This is a genomic window from Candidatus Paceibacterota bacterium, assembly GCA_035452965.1.
Lineage (GTDB): Bacteria > Verrucomicrobiota > Verrucomicrobiia > Limisphaerales > UBA8199 > UBA8199.
The window spans coordinates 243,284-258,589 of record DAOTCE010000004.1; the positions used below are offsets into that span (position 1 = coordinate 243,284).

The following is a 15,306-nucleotide window of genomic DNA, read 5'->3' on the forward strand; positions in this document are numbered from 1 at the left end:
TTTTGTTGCCCGAGGGCGGGGTTCATGTGGTCTGAGAGCGCGGGTGCCGGGCGATGACCGCCAAGGCACTCGACGCCGCCCGCCGCAGCGGCTACCTTGGCACGACACGTCACCAGAGGTTTATTATGGACGAACTGCTAAGAATCCTGCAGCGCAACGCGCTTGAATCACATGAGAACATCGCCCGCATGCTGGAGCTTCCGGCGGCTGAGGTCCGCCAGCGGATAGCGGACTATGAGAAACGCGGCGTCATCCGCGGCTACCAGGCCATCCTGAACGAGGACCAGCTCGACCTGGACAAGGTCACCGCCGTGATCGAGGTGAAGGTCACGCCGCAGCGTGAGGGGGGATTCGACACGATTGCCGAGCGGATTGGCCGGTTCCCGGAGGTGCGTTCGGCCTACCTGACGAGCGGCACCTATGACTTGCTGCTCTTTGTGGAAGGGCGCACGCTGCGCGAGGTGGCGGGGTTTGTCAGCGAGCGGCTGTCTCCCCTGGAAGGTGTGCTCTCCACCTCCACCCATTTCATGCTCAAGACCTACAAACGTTTCGGCGTGTTCATGCACCAGCCCAGCCCCGATGAACGGCTCAGCGTCACTCCGTAGCCGCCTCAACGCGACCGTGCGCGACATCCCGCGCTCGGGTATCCGCGATTTCTTCGACCTGGTCACGACCATGAAGGACGTGATCAGCCTGGGAATTGGGGAGCCGGATTTCGACACGCCCTGGCATGTCCGCGAATCCACCGTCTTCGCGCTCGAACGCGGCGCCACCCATTACACCAGCAACCTCGGCTACCTTGAACTGCGCCGCGCGCTGGCCGGTTATGTGCGCAAGACGTTTGGCGCCGAGTACGACGCGGACGGCGAGGTGCTCGTGACGGTGGGCGTCAGCGAAGCGCTGGACCTGGCCTTGCGCGCATTGCTCAACCCGGGCGATGAAGTCTTGTACCACGAGCCATGCTATGTTTCCTACCGGGCCACCATTCTCTTCGCGCACGGCGTGCCGGTCGCCGTCGAGACGCAGGCCGGGAACGGCTTCCGCCTCACCCGCGCCATGCTCGAGGCCAAGGCCACGCCCCGCACCAAGGTCCTGATGCTCAACTTTCCGAACAACCCGACCGGCGCCGTGATGAACCGGGCGGACCTGGAGGACATCGCCGCCTTCGCCCGCGAGCGCGACCTCATTGTCATTGCGGATGAGATCTACGCCGAGCTGACCTATGACGCGCCGCACACCAGCATCGTCAGCCTGCCCGGGCTGCGTGACCGCACCCTCTTCCTGCATGGCTTTTCGAAGGCGTGGGCGATGACCGGCTTCCGGCTCGGCTATGCCTGCGGCCCCGCCGAGCTGATTGACGCGATGATGAGGATTCACCAATACACGATGCTGTGCGCCTCCTCCCTGAGCCAGAAGGCGGCCCTCGAAGCCCTGGCCCGCCCCGAAGCCGATGTGGCCGAAATGGTGAACGAATACCGGCGCCGCCGTAACTTCATCGCCGCGGCGCTCGCCGAAATGGGCCTGGAATGCCACCGTCCGCTCGGGGCGTTCTACGCGTTTCCCAGCGTGGCGAAGTTCGGAATGTCGGCCAGGGATTTTTCCCTCGCGTTACTGCGCGAGGAAAAGGTGGCGGTAGTCCCGGGCACTGCCTTTGGCGCATGCGGCGAAGGCTTTGTCCGCTGCGCCTACGCCACCAGCCTGGATAACATCAAAGAGGCGCTCGTGCGTCTCCGCCGTTTCCTCGCCCGGCGCTGAGGCGGCTTTTCTGCATCTGGTTTAGATTGCGCTTGCGGGAACCCTGGCAAGTAGCGTTAAAGGCTTCACTTTTCCCAGGTTCGATCTCCGTCCGCCTTTACATCCCGGGAATCCTGGTGAATGCTTTTCCGATGCGATTAGTTGCCGGGCTGTATTGGTTCTGCGCTGTGCTGTTCACTGCCGGCACGGTCTGGGCGGGCGGGAGCGGCTTCAACGTCATTGTGGTCGTCAACCAGCACAGCACCAACTCGGTTCAACTCGGCAACGCCTACTGTGAACAGCGGGGTGTCCCGCCGCAAAACGTTTTGCGCATGACCGACTGGACGGGCGGCGCGATCGAGTGGAGCCGGACCAGCTTCGAGACTTGTCTCCTTAACCCGCTCCTGACCCTGCTGGCCGGCCGGGGTTTGACCAACCAGGCGGAGTTGGTGCTGCTGTCCATGGATATTCCCTACACGGTGGCGGAAGGCGGCAGCTACAACAGCACTACCTCGGCCCTCTTTTATGGCTTCAAGACCAACACCGCCCCGCCGCTGCCTCCCCCATGTTTGCCAGCGACCTGCTCCTTGCCCGATGCCTCTTTCAGTAGTTACGCCTTCAGCGAGTTGCCTTTCCGCGACGCCCCGCCCGACACTGCGCCCACAAGCGCGTTCCTGGCGATGATGCTGACGCACAACACTCTCGCCGCCGCGGAAGCAGTGCTGGCCCGGGGTGTGGCGAGCGACAGCACCTGGCCAACGCAGAGGGTGTATCTCGCCCAGACCGCGGATGCGGCCCGCAATGTTCGCTATATTGAGTTCGACAATGCCCTCATTGACACCCGCATTCGGGGTCAGGATTCCCTGGTCTGGACCAACACCAGCTCCACCGCCTTTACCAACCTGCTGGGCTTGCAGACAGGTTTGGCAAATCTCACTTTGCCTGTAAACGCCTTTGTCCCTGGCGCCATGGGGGACAGCCTTACCTCCTACGCAGGCGGCATTCTGGGCTTTAGCGGCGGACAGACGGACCTGCTGGCTTTTCTCACGGCGGGTGCTGCGGGCAGCTATGGCACCGTGAAGGAACCCTGCAACTGGTTGCAGAAGTTTCCCAATCCTCTCAATTATTTCTACCAGCACCGCGGCTTCTGCCTGGCCGAGGCCTACTACCAGAGCCTCCTGAATCCTTACCAGGGCCTTTTGGTAGGCGAACCGCTCTCGGCACCGTTTGCCCGCCGGGGTATCGCGGACTGGAGCTCGCTCACCAATAATGCCGTCCTGAGCGGCCAGGCCGGGCTCAACCTCACTTTCTCTGCCGCAGCGACCAACCTCCCGCTGAGTCGAGCGGATCTCTTCCTGGACGGCACCTTTCTGCAGACTGTGACCAATCTCCTGCCGACCGAAGGCAACGTAGCTTCGGTCACGCTCAATGGCGTCACAGTCAACTACGCCGTGCCCGTCAACGCAACCGTTGCGTCTGTTGTCACCGGCCTGGCCGCGGAGTTGAACGCGCAGACCAACGCCACCCGGGTATGGGCATACCCGACAGGCGACCGGCTGGAACTCCAATCGCTCGATGTGACCGTTCCGGGAAGCAATGTAACCTTGAGCGCCAGCGCCTCCCTCGGGTCTGCGGCGCAGTTAACTACGCAGCTCGCCCCGGCCAGACCGACTTTCCTCGACACTCCTGCTACCGGTTACCTCGGCATTCTGGCCAGCAATACGCTGGTCGTGGGCGACTGGCTTCAACTTGACTTCACCAAGACCAATGGCGCGCAGGTGACCGTCAGTATAACCAACACCACCGAGGGCACCACCATCGCCACGCTGCTGCAGAACCTCCAGGCTTTGGTCAACGCCAACCCGGCTCTGCAGTCCGCAGACGGCGTCCTGGCGTCGGACTTCGGGGATGCGACCTATTGCGGCGTCGTGGCGGCGCAATTGACCCTCTACGCCCGTTCGCCCGGCTGGCCGGCGTCCCAGGTTCAGGTCGCGTTTACCGCTTCAACAAATCTGCTCGCCCTGCCGATGGGAACGAACCAGCTCCAGGACAACCTGTATGATTTGCGGCCGCGCAATCATCTTTATGTCAGCTCGGGCGCAACTTCGCTGCCAGTTAGCTTCCTCCTCGACACCACCCAGATCCCGGATGGGTTTCACGAACTGACCGCTGTGGCTTACGAGGGAACCAGCGTCCGAACGCAATCCCGCATTTCGCGGTCTGTGCGGGTTCAAAACACCGCCCTCACGGCCGACTTCACGCCGCTGCTCGTCGGCACGAACGCCACGCTTGATATGCCGCTGCAATTCCAGGTGACCGCCAGCGCCCAAAACTTCTCGCGAATTGAGCTGTTCAGCACGGGCGGCACAGTGGGGGTGCTCACCAATCAGGCTTCGGGCGTTTTCACGGCCCCTTCGGCTCTCCTGGGCCTGGGGGTGCATCCGTTTTATGCGCTGGTGACTGACACAACCGGCAATCGTTACCGGACCCAGACCGCCTGGATTCGCCTGCTCCCCTCTTTCAAACTCAACCTTTCCGGGACGCCGCCTAAGCTTTCGTGGCCCGCACTCACTGGCTTGCGCTATGACATTCTCACCGCGACTAATTTCGCCAGTCCATTTCAGTGGGTGACTTCCGTCGTCGCTTCAGGTTCGCTGGTGCAGTGGCCCACTCCCGCCCCGGCTGGCGCGGTAAGCTTCTACCGCGTGAGCTTGAGCCCGTGATTCGACGCGGCCCCGCGCCGCGAGGACTCGGCCGCAGCCCTGCCTCGGCTAAGGTTCTTGCTGATAAAGAATCAGCCACACGGCCGATGTCATCATCTTGTCGGCTCATGGCCGGGGTGCCTTGCCGGTTGAAGCGCGGGCATGGCTGAACTGCTGGCTGCAGCACAAACAAGCAAAACCGTGTGCGCTGGGTGTCCTGCTGGATGCCGGAGTAGCCGGCCAGAGGGGTGAGAATCCGGTCCTGGGTTTCATGCAGGAGATCGCCGTCGCGGCTGGAGCAGATTTATTCTACGGCTTCTCCGAAGCGCCCGCGAGCGAACTAGATGCGGTGATGGACGAGATCAACCGGCGCGTGCACCAGTCTTCCACGGTGCTTGATGACATGTTCAAGCGGGCCGAACCTCACCGCTGGTGGGGGGATCAACGAGTAACTGCCCCAAGGTGCCAAGTCGTGGGCATGCAGAAGTGCGGCTATTGCCGGGGGAGTGATCGCTGATCTGGATCGGACGCGAGGCTTGTGCCTTTCATAAGCCGCCACCAACCCAGGGCGCGCAAGGCTTCTCCCTGCCGGAGAGTCGTCCTCTCCTCCGGCTTCAGCGGCCGTGGTTGCAGGTCCCAGAGCTTTAGCGCCTCGTTCGCAGCGCCGTGATACACGACAAAATCCGGTCCAATGGTGGCATGGATGCCCCAGCCGAGCTGCAGCCGGTTGGGGTCAAACAGATTGCTTCCAAACGCGTGATACTTGAAGCCGGCAGGCGCGGCGAGTTCCACCAGGGTCGGCAGGATGTCCAGGTGCGCGCCGGCCAAACGCTCGGGGTGCGCGACCGGCGGCAGGGTTCCATTCCCGTGCCAGAGCATCAACACGGCGCTGTGCTCATAGGCATTGGGGCGTTCGTTGAGGAAATCGCGCGACCAATGGTCGCCTGTCGCGGCGATGACCGAATCCGGCAGTTGCGTTTCGGCTCGCCTGATGAAATTGCTCAGGCACTGGTCGGCAAACCACAAGTGGCCCAGCGCCGCAAGACTCACCGCCCCCTCCCACATCGGCTGGATGTCCTCGGGCACCGCGCGCAACGGAAAGCCTTTGCCATAAACGTCCGTCGTGAACGGCCGATGATAGCCTGCACTCAGAATCAAATTGAAGCTCGGCGTGTCGGCGGGGAGCTTGCTCAGGACGAAATCAAACAACTGATCGTCCTCGACACCCCACTCGCGCGAGAGGCGGCCCTTGGCCATCACGTCGCCGCCATAGATTTCCTCGAAGCCCTGGTCGGCGCAGAAGTCCCCGATCCGCTGCCAGCTTAGGTAGCCCGCGTAGAACATTCGCGTCCGGTAGCCCAACTGCTTGAAGATGGCGGTTACTGAGGTTGGGAACGGCTTGCGGCTGGCACGTTGGTAATTCACCATGGCACCGGCCTCCGGCAACCCGGTAACCAACGCGCCCAGCGAAGTCATCGTGCCCGTGCCGGCGGAGACAAAGGCCCGGATCAACACGCCCTCCCGGCCCAGGGCCCGCGCACCCTCCACCAGACCGAGCGATTGGTAGCGTTCCAGAAACGGCCAGGCATCATAACTCTCCATGACAATGAGGAAGATGTGCCTGGGCCGCGCGGCCGGCGGCCCCTTGGCCACGCGCTCGGTCAAGACGTCCACATCCTCGTAGGCCGCTTGTCCGGGAAAAGCAACCCGGGCCGCCTCACGAATGTCACGACCAGGCCAGACCGCGCGCAGGTCGCTGCCGCCCATGAGCCGGAATTGCTGGTTCACGGCGTAACGCAACGCCGAGTAGGGATTCACCACCATCTTGTTCAGCACCGAATCGCCTGTAACCGCGGCATCCTTCAGTTGGATTGGTCGCGTGGCCACCGAACCGCGCGCTCCGGCAACAATGAGCAACAACAACATTCCAAGCGCCAACCCCCGCCGCGGCCACGTAGCCAGGCGGCTCGACAGCCAATCTCCCGTTGCAAATGGCTTGCTCACAAACCACCGCAACAGGAACCAGGTCGCAGCCACCCCCACCACCAGGGCCAGCAAGGCAGGAATGACAGGATACGCCGCCCAGATGGTTTTGAGCACCGCCTTGAAGTCGTCGAAGATGACACCGAAGATCCAATGGTTAAAATGGTCCTTGTATTCACTAAAGAAGCCAATGGCCACGACCCCCAGAAGCGTGCTGAAAACCGCGAATAGCCCCCCGGTCACCTGGCGAATCCGCTGCGCGACCCGGGGGGACAGCCCACACAGGATGGCGAGACTGGCCAGTGCCACCGGCAGTGCCCAATAGGTGGCGATGCTCATATCGAAACGTGCGCCTGTGAGGACGCATTTCAGCACCGCCCGGGCCGTGGCTCCCGGGCCAAGGTGCTTGGCGAAGACGGTCAGCATGACCCCTCGGAACACCGCCAGCCAAAGAAACGCGAAAAGCCAGAACTTGAAATCCCGCTGAATGTGGGTTAGAAACTGCGGCCAACGACCAGTGGACGGAACCGAATCCGGCGGTGCGCAGCCCTCCGCTTGTGCATTGTCACGGGTCATTTGAGAATTTGTGAAGCCTAATAGCCGACCCTCAGTGAGGGCAAGTTGATTTGATTTGAGAGTGGAATCCCTCAAACAAGAACCGCCCGGCAGCGAGGTGGCGAGCGACCAAACCCAGCCAGGGTCGGCGCTCGGACGCACGGTGGACTGGTATGCCCCGTACCTGAAACGTCTCGCCCTGGCCCTGCTATGCCTGACGGGCGGGCGCGTGGCTTTCGCGCTGGCGAACCGGAATCTGTTTGAAGGCGTTGCTTTGACGCCGTTCTTGCTCGGCCTGCATTTTGATTTGGCGACGCTGACTTATTGGTATCTCCCGTTCCACATCTTGAGCCTGCCGCCGTTGACCCTTCTGCGGACGCGCATTTGGCAGAGCCTGGCCGCTGTTGCCTTTCACATCAGCAACGTCTCAGGCCTGTTGCTCAACCTGATCGACGCCGGCTTCTATCCCTTCAGCAAACAGCGCTCGACGTTCGACGGCGTGTTGTTTCTGGCCGGGGACGGCGACGTGCGCCACATCCTCCCCCAGTACCTGCTCGACTGGTGGTATCTGGCGCTCGCGCTGGTGGTGGTTATTGCTCTCACTATTTGGCTTTACCGGAGGGCCGGGCGGACTGAGCCGGCCTTTCCGCCCCCGCTACTGTTGCGCGGCGCCGGCTTCGCCCTCATTGTCGGCCTGCTGTTCCTCGGCACGCGCAGCAGCCGGATCAAACATCCGCTCGGGATACTGCACGCCTGCGAGCATGTGCCCGCCCGCCTCGCGCCGGTGGTGCTGAACACGCCGTTTGTGGTGATCAAGAGCTACGGCAAGTCCGTCCCCTCGCGGCGTTACTTCTCTGAGCAGGAGCTGGCACGGCGGTTTGACCCGGTGCGCCAGTTCACCGCGCGCCCCGGGAGCCGGATACGCAACATCATCTTCGTCGTGCTCGAAAGCCTCTCCAGCGAGTTCGTCGGCGCCTACAACGGGGGCCGCGGTTACACGCCCTTCCTGGACCGGCTCGCGCAACGCAGCACCGTCTGTGTGGATTCATTCGCCAGCGTGCGGCGCTCCATTGATGTCGGGCCGGCGCTGGTGGCCGGGCTGCCCATGCTGATGAACGCGACCTTGTTGCGCTCACCGTTTGGGGCCAACCAACTGGACGCGCTGCCGCAACTGCTCAAGCCGTTGGGCTACGAATCCTGGTTCTTCCACGGTGCGCGCCCCGGCAGCATGAGCTACGACGTCTTCGCGGGCAAAGCGGGGTTCGACCACGCTTTCCTTAAGAACGATTATCCCGGACCCGCCTCAGACTACGACGGCACGTGGGGAATCCTGGATGAACCAATGCTTCAGTTCATGGCCAGGACCCTGGAAACGGCCCGGCAACCGTTCTTGGGTTACATGCATACCCTCACCTCGCATCATCCGTTCCCCATCCCGACCGGTTTTGAAGGTCGTTTTCCCAAAGGCCACCACCCCATTTGTGAGACCATCGGCTACACCGACTTCGCCTTGCAGAGATTCTTCGAAACGGCCGAGACTATGCCCTGGTTTACGAACACCGTCTTCATCATCACCGCCGACCACACCGCGCAATTCACTCACGCACAGGCCGCCTCTCCGCTGGCGGTGTTTCGCGTGCCTATAATGATCTTTGATCCGGAGAACCCCGTGCGCCATGAAATCACCGAACCAGTGTCGCATGTGGACCTGTATTCCACAGTTCTAGGGCTGGTTGGCTGGGAGGGGCGGGTAGTAACGTTTGGCCGAGATATTCTTGGCGGAGGGACAGGCTATGCGGTGCAATACCTGAACAACAACTTCCAATCCGTGGATCGCGACTGGTGCCATTTTTTCGACGGCCAGAGATCCATTGGTCTGTTTCGCCGCGCGGAAGACCCGTTATGCCGCACGAACTTGCTTGCCGATCCCGGACTGGCCGAGGTCCTGCGCGAACGGGAAGATCGGGTCGCAGCTTACGTGCAGGCTTACACCACCCGGATGATCCGCAACGAACTTGGCTTGCGGCGCTGAAGGTGGGGAGCCAGGGCATGCGTCCCGAGGCTTCTATCTCGGGAGGCGCTTTTCAATCGTCCGCCACCACCAACGCCAGTCGGGCAGTCGGCGCGCGCGGCAATAGGCGATAAGGAAGCGGGCGCGGTCAGTGCGGGAAGGTCTCCGATGCCAGTGCTGCAAATCCCGGGCAAGGCGTCCCAGGTCGGCAGCGGCTCGAGAATCCGAAACGCGACGGACGAAGCGCAGCCCATCCAGATCAATCAGGTATGGCCGGCCCTCGCCGTTAAAGAGGATGTTCCCCGGCTTAAGATCCCGATGGGTGAAGCCTGCGCCGTGCATCCCGCCCAGCAGTTCTCCCAGCGCCTTGGCTGCCTGGGGTTTGCTTCCGCCCCAGGACTGCAGCGGCACAGCCCCTGGGATTTCCTCCATTAGGAGATAACTGCGCCGGGGCAGGAAGAATCGCCTCTCGTCCGCGGTGGCGACGGCCCGGGCCGTCGGTAAGCCCGCCAACTCCAGACGAAGGGCCTTCTGGAAAGCCCTTCGCGCCGTGGAGCCGCGCAACAGGTCCAGGAACGGATTGCCCCACTTGCGGAAGTTGTATCGCTTGAGCACCAAGCCGTCCCGAGCGCTAACGGCCGAGCTTCGGCTGGGCTTGAGGACTCGCGCCTGTTCGAGGAAGCGGTCAGGCGCGTTCAAAATGGTCTCCACCTGCAACGTGAAGTGCGAGGAGCGAACTACCCACTGTAACCTGCCCGTCCGGCGAAGCTGCATAGGTGGGCGTTCCTTAAGGACCACTTGCGCCGGCAGCGATGGCGCTGCTTTTGGGAGGCCTTCCTCGTTCAGTGCGCAAAACGGAAACGAGAACTGAGCCGGCAACGGCCCAATGCACTGGAGCAACTGCCGCGCATTCATCGACTCCTTGCGCGACCGCGCATAAACCGCAAGAAACAACACCCGTTCGCGCCGCGGCACCTGGCAGCGTAGCAACAACCGGCGCAGGTCTTTGCCAGCCTCTGCAAGCGCCACTTGGCCTCGCCGCCGGAGGCCGTCCAGGTCAATGAGCAGAAGCTCTTCCTGATCTCTGGCCTGCCGCACGGTGAGGAAATTGGTCTGGCTGGGATCGCAGTGGCAGAAGCCGGCGTCGTGCATTGTAGCGTAAGCCAGTGCCAATTGGCGAACGATGTGGCTCCGCCGCCGCCGGTCGGTGCAATGGGCATTGGTCTCGTAGAGCGGCGTGGCACCGGAAATGTGGCGTGTGATCAGGTAGGACTCACGCAGCCACCCGCAACAGCGCCTCTCTCCGGCAGCAACAGGCGTGGCTGTTCCTATGCCAAGAACCTGAAGCTGCCACGCAAGGTGAAAAGCGCGGTAAGCGGGCGACCCGCGCCAGCCCCACTTGATCATTTCGGTGAGGCCGCGCGGGGAAAAATGCTTCACCACCAAATCGCCCCCACCGGGTTCCGTTCCCCGCACTCGCACGACTTCACGGCCAGACACTACGACTCGCTTCAAGGGTTCGGCCGGAGGACGCAGAAGCCAGGCAGGATCGATCAGGTCGGCCAGCAAGGGCTGCGAATCTGATTGGGCGGCAATCAGCCAATCGAAGCTGCCCACCCGCTGTCGCAGCACGCTCGCGCCGGACATGTTTTGCGCCTGAGGGGTGAGCCGCCGGTTGGGGTTCATGGACGAGCCGGCGACCGGGCGACAACATAGACGTCTTCGTCCAGCCAATATGGGCCGAGGAACAGGTTTCTGAGCTTGTAGCTCACCTTGCGCGACATCGATGCAGGCCGTTTGGAGGTGGTCCCGGAGGCGACTACTTCCCAGCCGTTGCGGTTGGGGATCTGTGCCAGGGCAGAGACAGGATACGGGCGGACGTGTGTTGGGTCGCGCCAGAAGTCGCCGGCTGCGTTTCTCAGGTGGGCGATGTTTGGGGTAATTACCAGCACCCCGGATTTGGGCTTTAGCGCTTTTTCGAGGAGGCGGAAAAGCTCTTCCACTTGTGCCGGCAGGAAGTGCTCAACGATATGGGACGCGACGGCGCCGTCGTGCGAGCCCGGTGCGGCCTGGCGCAGGAATTGGAAAAAATCACCCCTGACAAGCTCTAACCCTTTCGAGAGCGCCTCGTTGCATAGGTTCTGATCCAGTTCCACGCCGGTGGCGCCGATGCCTGCTTCCTTGAACAACTGCAGCAGGAAACCGTGACCACAGGCGATATCAAGCACCGCCCGGCAATTGTGGAAACAGTGAACGAACGGCAGGAAGCAGCGGCGCGCTGTTTCTCGAGCTCGTGCGTCAGGTATATGCATGCTGAATGGCCGGAGGCTAGAGGCTGGAGGCTGAAAGCTAAAGGCAGGAATTTCAGCCTCAGCCTTTAGCCCTTTTCCCAGCTCCCACTAATTCGGAATACAACCCGCAGACGCGCGCGGCGTATTGGGCGGGGTCGAATAGCGTCTGGGCGCGCTGCCGGCCTCGCGAGCCGTGCTCCAGCCGTTGTGGCTCGTGTTCCAGATAGAAAACAATGGCCTCGGCCAGCGGATCGGCTTGGCCCGGCGCCACCAGGCGGCCGGTTTCTCCGTCCTCCACAATCTCGGCCAGCCCGCCGACGCGGCTGGCGACCACGGGCAGCCCTGCGTACATCGCTTCCACCGCTGCGCGCCCTATGCCCTCAGTGAACGACGGTGCTACCAGGAGATCAAAGGCTTGAAGGCAGGATGCGCCGTTTTCGATAGGCCCCGCGAAAAAGAGGCTTCGCGCAATCCCGAACCGGCCCGCCTGCGCCTGTAACTGTCTCTTGAACTGCGCCTCGCCGTCGCCGATGAAAACAAACACGCAGCCTGGCACGCGCTGCAGCACGAGCGCTGCGGCCTCCACCAACACCTGCGGGCCTTTCCGCGCCGACAGGGTTCCAAGGAAGCCAACTTTTAGGCCAGCCTGGGGAGGAATGCGCAAAGTTGTCCAAGCATCGGCCTTGGACGGCAGAAACTGAGGGCAGGCGATGCCGTCATAGATCTGCCGCACCTTCGGCGACGCCGGAGCCTCAGCCTGCACGGCGCGTGAGATGGCAATGACTGCATCATTCTCAAGCACCCGATACTTTTCAACATGCGCGGCAGCGCTGACTTCCCGAAGCGTTACGCAAGAAGCAAGGCCCAGAGCTCGCCCCAGTCGGACCGACCAGGGCGCAACTCGGGAGGTATTCGCATGAATGAGGTCTACCTGTCGCTGCTGGCAAAGGTGGGTCAATCGACGCAGAAAACGGGGGCGCCAAAAGAAGTCCCTGGCTTTGCGATATTCCGGAAACCGGATCACTGCCGTGCTCAGGCCGCGTCGGATAAGTTGCGCGGTGAGGAACCCGTCACTACCAACAACGGTTTGCGGCGTCACACCCGGACGGCTGATGCGCAGCCCGTCGAAGAAGTCCAGGAGACTCAGTTGGGCGCCACCGATGCCCGCATGATCTTGTAAGTAAAGCACGTTCATGGCAGCGGGCATTACGCAGCCGTCAGGTTCTCGACAATACCGAAAGGAGCTGCGAGCTGTGGAACCGCATGGAGACACGCCGACCGGTAATTTCTTGGATGCGTCTGAGCTTGTGCTCGAGCTCCTCGCGCCGCAACGGCGGGAATTTCTGATAGCCGCGGTCCCGTTTGCCCAGGCGGCGTTGCCAGGCAACAGGATCGAGCGGCTGAAGCAAACGCCACAGGGCGTCTTTGAAGCGTTGTCTTCCAAGGACGGGTAGGACTCCCGTTACCTGCGTCGGTGCAATCTCATCAAGCACTCCATGGATAATACCTGCCAGCGTCTCAAACGAATCCTGCTGCGAACCGAAATTGTGGATCAGTGATTTGATGCGGCCGGCGTTTTCAGGCGCGACCGATGACCCGCTCGCGCCATCGGCAAGCAACTGACGCAGGGTTTGTTCGACCTGCGCTTCCGTTTCGCACCTGATTCCCACCAGGTTGGGCAGCACGATGTCAAACCGATCGTCCTTCACTGGCCGAAAATTGATAACGGGAGCCCCTGCCTGGTAAGCTTCAATGGCCGTGGTGCATCCATCATGAATCACGACTGCGCTGGCCAGCAGCCAAGGCTGAACGCCGCCTTCCCTCGTCACCGTTACCCGCGGGACGTACCGGAGCAGGGGCGTATAGAGATGGATGTTCTCCGCCGGGTGAGGACGCACGACGATTTGGAATTCGGCAAACCGGTCACTGAGGTGGTTGACCATCTGGAGGAAGCGGGTCCACTTGCTCATCGAGACGCAGACCTGGTCCAGGTAGTATGTGCGACGCTCGCGCTCTTCGGGCTTTACGCCGTAGAAGTGGAGAATGGAATCAATGCCCTTGGCGTTTGCCCAGTAGAAGTTGCAGTTAATGAGGATGAACTTGCCAAAGCGTTTCTTCAGCGCGTCCACTTCATCCTGGTAAAGCGGGCGATAGCGGCGGGTGCACAGGTCAAAGCGGGGATGGCCGGTGACGATGATGTGAGGAGCGCATTTGGGCTGGCGGGAGCGGTAGCAGTCGGCCTGGAATTCGCCCCAGGGGCACACATAATCCTCGGGTTCGGTCTTCTCCACATCCAGTATTTCATGGGTCGCTTTGGCCCAATCCTTCTCAGTGCCCTCGTAGATGCCTCCTTCCTCGTGCAGGAAGATTGTGCGAAAGTCGCGGTCCTTGTACTTCCGGTAGTCCTTGTCCGTCTTCCAAAAGGCCAAGCCCTTGCCGACGAACAAGCCGCCGCGCAACCGCAAGAGGAGTTTCTGCAACAGATGCTGTCGGCCAATGACAATTTGCGTATCTGCTCGCGCGCAGAGCGCCGCGAGCACCAGGCGGAAATCCAGCTCCCGAGCGACAATCTCCACCGGGAACAGAACGACCTTCTTGCCCTGCTCAATCATGCGCGCACCCCATTTATTTGAGTTGGCGGGGCGCTGTGGACGTTACGCACCAGGATCCCGTGTGCGGCAAGGTATTGCTTCGCCTCTTTGGGCGTTTGCTGAGTGAAGTGGAAGATGCTGGCGGCTGCGATTGCCGAGGCATGACCCTGAGTCAGCGCTTCGAGCATGTGGGCGTAGCTCCCCGCGCCACCCGACGCGATGACCGGAATCTTTACCGCCTCGCTCACCTGGCGGATCAGCTCCAAATCATAACCGGCCATGGCCCCGTCCCGCTCAATCGAGGTGATGAGGATTTCACCCGCGCCGAGGGCTTCCGCCTCCCGCGCCCACGCGGCTGGATTCCTGCCTGTGCCGCGGGTGCCGCTTTGGCTAAAACATTCGTAGCGGCCTTCGCCAACCTTCCTGGCGTCGATGCTCACAACAACGCACTGCGAGCCGAACGATTGCGCGGCTTCAGTGATAAGCTGGGGATTCTGGTGCGCGGCGGTATTGATGCTGACCTTGTCGGCGCCCGCCCGCAGCAGCTCCCGGACCTGCCCGCGGCTGCATACGCCGCCGCCGTAAGTAAGGGGCACGAAGCTTTCGGCGCAGAACTCACGAATGGACTCGTAGTCCGGGTCGCGCTGTTCCGCCGTGGCCGTGATGTCCAGGAGAATCAGCTCGTCCACCTCGCGGGTGTTATAGACCTTGATGGCCGGGAGAACGGTGCCCACGCGCCGCCAGCTATCAAACGCGATGCCCTTAACCAGGCCGACGTTCTTCCAAAGCAGCGTAGGTATGACCCGCACTTTGAGCATAGTCAGGTGGCCAGGAAGTTGCGCAGGAACTGCAGACCGTGGCGCCCGCTCTTCTCCGGGTGAAACTGGACGCCGACCACGTTTTGCGCCCGCACGGCCGACACGAACCCGCCGCAGTAAGGCGTCGTGGCGAGGACGCTTCCAATCGCTGCCGGGATGAAGTGATAACTGTGGACGAAGTAGAAGTCTGAACGATTGGGCACGGCGTCGAACAGCGTATCCGGGGCCTGGTAGTGCACCTCGTTCCAGCCCACATGAGGAATGCGGGCATCGGGCGAGTTGGGTGTAAGCCGTTTGACCTCGCCGGGGATGAGGCCCAAGCCGCAGTTAAGGCCTCCCTCGTGGCCCTGGTCGGCGAGCAACTGCATGCCCAGGCATATTCCCAGCATTTCCACCTTCGGATTGCTCAACGCTTCCCGCATTCGCGGCGGCCAGCCGTCTTTATTCAAATTCGCCATGCCTTCAGCAAACGCGCCTACCCCCGGCAGCACAAACCGGTCGCAGTCCTCCAGGTCGTCCGGGTTGTCCGAGACCAGCACGTCGGCTCCGCATTCTTCCAAGGCCCTGCACGCGGAACCCAGGTTCCCCATGCCGTAGTCAATCAGCAGAGTCTTCATGGGC

At 62.0% G+C, this 15,306-nt stretch carries 12 protein-coding genes; 5 read left to right on the forward strand and 7 right to left on the reverse strand.

What is annotated here, in order from left to right; translation table 11 throughout:
* Positions 1-125 precede the first annotated feature (125 nt).
* The 4 genes from P5205_06015 (at position 126) to P5205_06030 (ending at position 4,953) form a co-directional block, all read left to right on the forward strand.
* The gene (locus tag P5205_06015; protein ID HSA09909.1) at positions 126-605 is read left to right on the forward strand and encodes an Lrp/AsnC family transcriptional regulator; all 480 of its coding nucleotides are present in this window, start codon (positions 126-128) and stop codon (positions 603-605) included.
* The gene (locus P5205_06020; protein ID HSA09910.1) at positions 580-1,755 is read left to right on the forward strand and encodes an aminotransferase class I/II-fold pyridoxal phosphate-dependent enzyme; all 1,176 of its coding nucleotides are present in this window, start codon (positions 580-582) and stop codon (positions 1,753-1,755) included. Before P5205_06015 ends, P5205_06020 begins: the two co-directional genes overlap by 26 nt.
* Positions 1,756-1,886: 131 nt before the next feature.
* Positions 1,887-4,457, forward strand: coding sequence for a TIGR03790 family protein (locus P5205_06025; protein ID HSA09911.1), 2,571 nt, complete (start codon positions 1,887-1,889; stop codon positions 4,455-4,457).
* Between the two features lie 121 nt (positions 4,458-4,578).
* Entirely contained in the window at positions 4,579-4,953 is a 375-nt protein-coding gene (locus tag P5205_06030) for a hypothetical protein (protein HSA09912.1), read from the forward strand.
* Here the strand turns inward: P5205_06030 and P5205_06035 are convergent.
* Entirely contained in the window at positions 4,929-6,995 is a 2,067-nt protein-coding gene (locus P5205_06035) for an LTA synthase family protein (GenBank protein HSA09913.1), read from the reverse strand. The two genes, P5205_06030 and P5205_06035, sit on opposite strands and share 25 nt — an antisense overlap.
* Positions 6,996-7,056: 61 nt before the next feature.
* On the opposite strand from P5205_06035, the gene P5205_06040 reads away from it, so the two are divergent.
* On the forward strand, positions 7,057-9,006 hold the full coding sequence (locus tag P5205_06040) for an LTA synthase family protein (protein HSA09914.1): 1,950 nt from the start codon (positions 7,057-7,059) through the stop codon (positions 9,004-9,006).
* A gap of 33 nt (positions 9,007-9,039) precedes the next feature.
* Here P5205_06040 and P5205_06045 read toward each other — a convergent pair whose 3' ends face one another.
* From P5205_06045 to hisH, 6 genes are all read right to left on the reverse strand, one after another.
* Positions 9,040-10,671, reverse strand: coding sequence for a lipopolysaccharide kinase InaA family protein (locus P5205_06045; GenBank protein HSA09915.1), 1,632 nt, complete (start codon positions 10,669-10,671; stop codon positions 9,040-9,042).
* Positions 10,668-11,213 carry a class I SAM-dependent methyltransferase gene (locus P5205_06050; GenBank protein ID HSA09916.1) on the reverse strand — a complete coding sequence of 182 codons (546 nt, stop codon included), beginning with the start codon at positions 11,211-11,213 and terminating at the stop codon, positions 10,668-10,670. The genes P5205_06045 and P5205_06050 overlap by 4 nt, the downstream gene beginning before the upstream one ends.
* A 142-nt stretch (positions 11,214-11,355) precedes the next feature.
* Positions 11,356-12,465, reverse strand: coding sequence for a glycosyltransferase family 4 protein (locus P5205_06055; protein ID HSA09917.1), 1,110 nt, complete (start codon positions 12,463-12,465; stop codon positions 11,356-11,358).
* A 28-nt stretch (positions 12,466-12,493) separates the two neighbouring features.
* Positions 12,494-13,888 (reverse strand): hypothetical protein, encoded by a 1,395-nt coding sequence (locus P5205_06060; GenBank protein HSA09918.1) that lies wholly within the window; start codon positions 13,886-13,888, stop codon positions 12,494-12,496.
* On the reverse strand, positions 13,885-14,685 hold the full coding sequence (locus tag P5205_06065) for an imidazole glycerol phosphate synthase cyclase subunit (protein ID HSA09919.1): 801 nt from the start codon (positions 14,683-14,685) through the stop codon (positions 13,885-13,887). The genes P5205_06060 and P5205_06065 overlap by 4 nt, the downstream gene beginning before the upstream one ends.
* Positions 14,686-14,687: 2 nt before the next feature.
* Entirely contained in the window at positions 14,688-15,302 is a 615-nt protein-coding gene (hisH, locus tag P5205_06070) for an imidazole glycerol phosphate synthase subunit HisH (GenBank protein ID HSA09920.1), read from the reverse strand.
* Positions 15,303-15,306: the final 4 nt, after the last annotated feature.